Source organism: Paenibacillus eucommiae (assembly GCF_017874215.1).
Taxonomy (GTDB): Bacteria; Bacillota; Bacilli; order Paenibacillales; family NBRC-103111; genus Paenibacillus_AI; species Paenibacillus_AI eucommiae.
Map to the genome: position 1 here is coordinate 56815 of NZ_JAGGLB010000044.1, position 6444 is coordinate 63258.

Here is a 6444-nt window from a genome sequence, read left to right on the forward strand (position 1 = left end):
TGGAAATTAAGCTACGCATATGCTGAGGAGAAGACGGAGTAGGAGTTGGCAGCGGGTCAGCCAGTCTGAATTGTAAAGGGAATTATCCTGCACTATAATCCGATTGTGAAGCAGCTCTACTTCGTTCCTGTAAAAAATTAGTAATTAAAAGTTCGTTCGAAATTATTTCCTCCCGTATTCATTCAAAAAAACCGTCAGAACAATCTGACGGTCTAACGGTTTGCTCAACGGCTATGCTCATTTATTAGGCTCGTTTATTTGACATTGCAGTCCGTTACATCTATCATTAATGGCCAGAAATGACGTTCATTTTACAAAATACGTGCCGTAAACATCGATCTGGCAGCTCGTCTGCCGTTGCTGACAATCTCCATATCGATTTTACAGAATCTGCGGCTCATTTCCACAATGGTTGGCAAAATTTCAATTTCATCATCAATTTGCAGCGGAATGAGGAAGTAGCCGGAAGAGCTATCCAAAATTAAATCCCCTTTTTTATGATCTTGAACGGTGCGGTAGGCAGCGCGAATCATTAAAGTGGAGAGGATGCCTTCTGAAACCATACCTTCGAAGTTAGTCATTTGCGGAGTGACGGTTCCTTTAAAATAGAGCTTGCCTTCCGGATCGCGCAATTCCTCAACGCCAGCACAGATTTGCACCTCGAACGTCTCGGCATTTTGCGGCTGTCTCTGCATATACTGCATGGCTTTCATGACATCTTTCCGGCTGATAACCCCGATCATTTTACGGTCTGTATGAATGACTGGCAGCAGTTCAATCCCTTCCCAGACCATTGTGTGGCCGGCGGAGGCGACGGAGGTTTTGCTGCTGATCATAAGCGGATTCGGCGTCATTAAAGTGCCTATGGATTGACTTGGCTTTGCCCCGATAATATCCTTGGTCGTTATCATGCCAATGGGGACTTGATTCTCATCCACAACAGGGTAGCGCGTATGCGTCGTTTCATCAACCAGCTTCTGCATATCTTTCACGGTATTGTCAGGCGTCAAAGAAAATACCTGAATATCTTTGCGTATCAAGTCTTCAACCAGCATGATTTTTTTCTTAATAAGCCGATCTTCCATCGCCCGGTTAATCATCGTCGCAACCGTAAATGTATCGTAAGCGGTGCCAATAATAGGAAGTTCCAATTCGTCAGCCAACTGCTTTACTTCCGGAGTTGTGTCGAATCCCCCCGTAATTAGAACGCCAGCACCTTGACTCAGGGCACACATATGAGCTTGTACCCGATTGCCGACAATGAGAAGATTGCCCTTTTCAATATATTTGAGCATCGCTTCGAGCTGCATAGCGCCAATGACAAATTGGTTCAGTGATTTATGGATACCCGAATCTCCACCAAGCACAACACCTTCCACGACATTGACAATTTCAGCAAAAGTCAATTTATCGATCTGATGGGGCTCTTCTTTTTTTTCTATCCGGATCGTTCCAATACGTCTTTTTGTACTTACGAGTCCTATGTTTCCCGCTTCTTTAATGGCCCGATACGCTGTTCCTTCACTCACACCCAAGTCTTCAGCGATTTGCCGAACGGACAGCTTCGTACCAGCACTTAACGTTTCAATATATTTCGTTATTTGCTCATGCTTCGTATTAAGTTCCGGTTTTGATGGATTCATGATCTCTCACCTCATTGGGCTGTACTTCCGATTTAAATAATTATATAATAATCCCCATAAAAAAAACAGCACCTCCAAAGAGGGCTGCTTATTTGTTCATTATATAATGGTTGTCAAACATTTATAAATACCGGTATCCTTGCGTCGTCAAAAAGGCTTCAAATTCTGGTGAAATCGCCATCTGAGTAAAAAGCGCGGCTGCCAGATCAAATTTGCTGTCCTGAAGAGCGGCTTCCCCGAAAGATTCCTTAATTTTCTCCATCTCTTCATATTGAATTTGATGAAATAAATCCGCTGTCAACTTGCGCCCATCCTCCAAAAATCCTTTTGGGTGGTGAATCCACTGCCATAACTGTGCACGCGATATTTCAGCAGTCGCCACATCTTCCATCAGGTTGTTGATGGGGACGGCACCCAATCCGCGCAGCCACGCTTCCACATATTGAATCCCAACGCTGATGTTTGTGCGAACACCCTTTTCCGTAATAAGACCTTGTGGAACTTCAAGCAGATTTTCTGCAGTTATGGTGATGTCAGTCAGTTGTCTCTCCACCTGATTCGCTGCAGGCATGAACTCATCAAACACTTCTCTGGCAATAGCGACAAGCCCGGGATGCGCAACCCATGTTCCATCATGTCCATTCCGGACCTCACGTAATTTATCCTCTCTTACTTTATCTATTGCCTCTTCATTGGCTTGCGGGTCATTTTTCACTGGAATCTGTGCGGCCATTCCTCCCACGCAATGCGCCTGGCGCTTGTGGCAGGTCTGGATCGCTAGCAATGAATACGCCTTCATAAATGGCGATTCCATTGTGACTTGCGCCCGGTCCGGTACAATACAATCTGGCTGCTTGTGCAGCTTCTTTATGTAGCTGAATATATAGTCCCACCGTCCGCAGTTCAAGCCTGCGCTATGCTTTCTCAGTTCATAAAGAATTTCGTCCATTTCAAAAGCGGCGAGGATTGTTTCAATCAATACAGTTGCCTTTATTGTCCCCTGCGGAATGCTGAGCTCGCTTTGAGCCCATACAAACACCTCATTCCAAAGGCGTGCTTCCAAATGATTCTCCAGTTTTGGCAAATAAAAATAAGGGCCGCTGCCTTGCTCAATCAATGCTTTTGCATTATGAAAGAAGAATAAGCCAAAGTCAAATAATGCTGCTGAAACAGGTTGACCGTCAACGAGTACATGCTTTTCTTCCAGATGCCAGCCTCTCGGGCGAACTATAAGTGTAGCGATTTTTTCGTTTAGGCGATAGGTTTTTCCTTCTGGACTCTCAAACTGGATCGTTCTATTAACCGCGTCGCGAAGATTCACTTGACCGCCAATCGTGTTGTCCCATGTGGGAGAATTGGCATCCTCAAAATCAGCCATATACATATAGGCTCCTGAGTTGAAGGCGTTAATAACCATTTTGCGGTCACCTGCCGGACCCGTAATTTCTACGCGGCGATCTTGTAAATCCGGAGGAATCGGAGCGATTAACCAATCTTTCAAGCGGATCGATTCCGTCTCCTCTAAAAAATGCGGCAGCTTACCGGCATCAATTTCCGCCTGTCTCAGGTCGCGCTTTTGGAGCAATGCAAGCCGCTCGGAACGAAACATGCGCTCTAGTTTAGCAATGAACGTTAATCCCTCTGGCGAAAGAATTTGTTCCCTATTCCTATCCGTTATTTCTATATTTATTTCAATGCCTGCAGGCAGGGGTGGATGACTCAATTTTTCCCATCTCCTTTATTCCTCAATCTCAATCAAGATACAAACTGCTCTTCTTCCGTTGAGCCTGCAAGTGCTGTAGTCGATGATGTTCCGCCCGTAATCACTTGCGATACTTCATCAAAGTAACCTGTTCCAACCTCACGCTGGTGGCGGGTCGCTTCATAGCCTTTGGATTCACTCGAAAATTCGCTTTGCTGAAACTCGGAGTAAGCAGCCATCCCGCGGTCTTTATAATCGTGTGCCAGTTCAAACATGCTGTGATTCAATGCATGGAATCCTGCAAGGGTTACGAACTGGAACTTGTATCCCAATTTCCCAAGCTCGCGCTGGAATTTGGCAATGGTCGGTTCGTTTAATTTTTTCTTCCAGTTAAAGGAGGGGGAGCAGTTGTAAGCGAGCAATTTGCCGGGAAACTTCTCATGGATGGCTTCTGCAAATCGCCTTGCCTCCTCCAGATTAGGCTCTGACGTTTCACACCAAACCAGATCCGCGTAAGGTGCATAAGCAAGACCGCGAGAAATCGCTTGCCCCAACCCGTCATTGACGTAAAAGAATCCTTCCGGAGAACGCTTGCCAGTGAGAAAAGGTCGGTCATTCGGATCGATATCGCTAGTTAGGAGTTGAGCCGCATTCGCATCTGTTCTTGCAATAAGCACTGTTTCAACGCCCATCACATCAGCGGCAAGTCTTGCGGCAATCAAATTGCGAACGGCTTGTTGGGTAGGCAGCAACACTTTTCCGCCCAAGTGACCGCATTTCTTCTCTGATGATAGCTGATCTTCAAAATGAACTGCCGCTGCCCCGGATTCTATCATATTTTTCATCAGCTCAAATACGTTCAGGGGTCCGCCGAAACCTGCTTCTGCATCCGCAACAATAGGTAAATAAAAATTAATATTGTCTTTGCCTTCCGCATGCTGAATTTGGTCGGCACGCTGCAGGGCTTGATTAATTCGCTTTACCACAGATGGAACACTGTTAGCCGGGTACAAGCTTTGATCGGGATACATATGACCGGATAAGTTCGCATCGGCAGCAACCTGCCAACCGCTCAAGTAAATGGCTTTAAGTCCTGCTTTCGCCTGCTGAACAGCTTGATTCCCAGTCAGTGCGCCTAATGCCGGAACAAAATCCTCGTTGTTGACCAATTCCCAAAACTTTTGTGCTCCACGCTGAGCCAACGTTTGTTCTACGAGAACGGAGCCGCGAAGGCGGAGTACATCATCAATCGTATAAGGGCGCGAAACACCTTCAAACCTTTTAGAATTCCAGCTGGCTTGCAATTGCTCTCTTTGATTTTGTTGATTCATTTTCGTCGTCACTCCTTAGAATTTTCGTATGCTTAGAAAGATACATCCAGAAAACCACTACCGCCACAAGTGTGGCAAGTATTCGGCCACAACACGCGTTCTTTATCAAAACGTACACATTCCCCTTGATCCTGATGCTTTTCTCCAGTCGGTTTCATTTCCTCGAGTTCACCGTTTCCTTGACATGTTGGACAATCCATTGTTATTACCTCCTGGTTTTGTATTAGTACAGATTAAATTAATAATTTATTTTATATCACATTAATTATTGTTATGCAATAATTAAATTTTATTTTAATTTACTATAACAATGAAAAAATGATAGTGGGAATCTGTCCAATTGGGGATGGGAGGGCTGTGCTTTCCCAAAAAATTTAAACATAAGAAAAACCGCTGCAGCCGATTTCAGCGGTTATCTAGCTTGGTGTTCTTGCACTTTGTAGCTGAGAGAGGGAAGGGGTGTGGGTGGAAGAGTGATAGCGTCCGCATTTAAAGATCGTGTGTTCCACTTAACGATGTTTTTCATCGTTAAAGTAAGTGTTACAGGTCAATCCGTCACGTTAATGATCCACTCTCATCGTTAAAAGAGGACGGGTGGCCACTCTGGATGGTTAAAAGGGATTATAACGATGTTTTTCATCGTTAAAGTAAGGATATGGAGAGGACTCAGTGCTTTTAACGATGAAAAACATCGTTAAAGTAGCAGATTCTTCTCAGCTGCGTGCTCTTAATTCCTAGCGCTGCGCCCGCTAGGAAATCTCCTCTAATCAAGAGAACAACCCTTGCTGGCTGTCCGTTTGAACTTGGTGTTCGTGTGATTCGTGCGATTGTAGCTAAAGAGAGGGAATGGCTGTGGGTGGAAGAGCGATAGCGTCCGCATTTAAAGATTTGTTCCTACCTCCTCATCGATTCCATTCAGGGAACAAATCTTTAACAGCGGCTGGAGCCCACAGCCATTCCCTCCGCAATGCACCCAAGTCACGAACACGCACATCAAAGGACGCCGCAAGGCGTTTATTTCATTACACGATTTCAGCCAATACATCGACTTCGGAAAAATACGAATAGTATAAAGCCAGGTGAACGGGTGATATCGGATAGAAGGCGGTTTTATCACACTCATCTTTAGAGGCGCAGAGGTGTTCTTTTCCTTTCAAATTACGATTGGATAACGTGTTTATACTTTCTTTCTTTACAGTGCTGTCCATGGCTAACCTCCTTCTCATCATTCAAAAGTTATAATCTGTATTAATACAATATTTTAATATTTATTATTATATTCATATAATTAAATAAATTCAATAATTATTTAGTCTATATTTTATTTATATAATACAGATTTCTGTTGATGAAATTTAACTCCAAGCTTACTTTCAAAAATGTAATTCTAAATATGTAATTCCAAATATGTAATTCTAAATATGTAATTCATAGCTATTTTCATATCGGCGAGGGTAACACGTGCGCTAATGGTCACCGCAGTCCGTTAGAAGCGGAAATGCAGCGAAATGAGATTGTAACGTTCACGGATGTCCCTTACAGGGTGAAAAGGGGGCGATTGTGGGGAAAACCGCCTTCTAATGGTCGCGGATGTCTAAGCTTGCCCCACAACGTTTCCGGAAATTTACAGTAATAATCGATACGTATCCAAGACGTTGCGAAACACTTGGAGTCCCCTCCACAGCACCTTTACGCCCGGGGCTCCATCGCTCTTGCGCCCTAAAAAGCCTCCCAGTTTGGCCAAAGCCAACACAGACTCCTGCAGGGT

The 6444-nt window shown here is 44.5% G+C and carries 6 protein-coding genes; all 6 read right to left on the reverse strand.

Annotated features, from left to right (window positions below):
• Positions 1-311: 311 nt before the first annotated feature.
• Positions 312-1643, reverse strand: coding sequence for a DRTGG domain-containing protein (locus J2Z66_RS37415; RefSeq protein WP_209978268.1), 1332 nt, complete (start codon positions 1641-1643; stop codon positions 312-314).
• A 121-nt stretch (positions 1644-1764) separates the two neighbouring features.
• Positions 1765-3351 carry a malate synthase A gene (gene aceB / locus J2Z66_RS37420; protein WP_209978282.1) on the reverse strand — a complete coding sequence of 529 codons (1587 nt, stop codon included), beginning with the start codon at positions 3349-3351 and terminating at the stop codon, positions 1765-1767.
• 47 nt (positions 3352-3398) lie between these two features.
• Positions 3399-4676, reverse strand: a complete 1278-nt coding sequence (gene aceA, locus J2Z66_RS37425) for an isocitrate lyase (RefSeq protein WP_209978270.1) — start codon at positions 4674-4676, stop codon at positions 3399-3401.
• A 32-nt stretch (positions 4677-4708) separates the two neighbouring features.
• Positions 4709-4876 carry a hypothetical protein gene (locus J2Z66_RS37430; protein WP_209978273.1) on the reverse strand — a complete coding sequence of 56 codons (168 nt, stop codon included), beginning with the start codon at positions 4874-4876 and terminating at the stop codon, positions 4709-4711.
• Between the two features lie 822 nt (positions 4877-5698).
• Positions 5699-5884 carry a hypothetical protein gene (locus tag J2Z66_RS37435; protein ID WP_209978275.1) on the reverse strand — a complete coding sequence of 62 codons (186 nt, stop codon included), beginning with the start codon at positions 5882-5884 and terminating at the stop codon, positions 5699-5701.
• Between the two features lie 416 nt (positions 5885-6300).
• Positions 6301-6429 carry an IS4 family transposase gene (locus tag J2Z66_RS37440; RefSeq protein WP_376774549.1) on the reverse strand — a complete coding sequence of 43 codons (129 nt, stop codon included), beginning with the start codon at positions 6427-6429 and terminating at the stop codon, positions 6301-6303.
• Positions 6430-6444 lie beyond the last annotated feature (15 nt).

What these genes read in the sequence shown, in the direction of transcription:
- J2Z66_RS37415 (WP_209978268.1), bottom strand. Translation starts at nt 1,643, where the DNA reads ATGAATCCATCAAAACCGGAACTTAATACGAAGCATGAGCAAATAACG.
- aceA (WP_209978270.1), bottom strand. Translation starts at nt 4,676, where the DNA reads ATGAATCAACAAAATCAAAGAGAGCAATTGCAAGCCAGCTGGAATTCT.
- J2Z66_RS37430 (WP_209978273.1), bottom strand. Translation starts at nt 4,876, where the DNA reads ATGGATTGTCCAACATGTCAAGGAAACGGTGAACTCGAGGAAATGAAA.
- J2Z66_RS37435 (WP_209978275.1), bottom strand. Translation starts at nt 5,884, where the DNA reads ATGGACAGCACTGTAAAGAAAGAAAGTATAAACACGTTATCCAATCGT.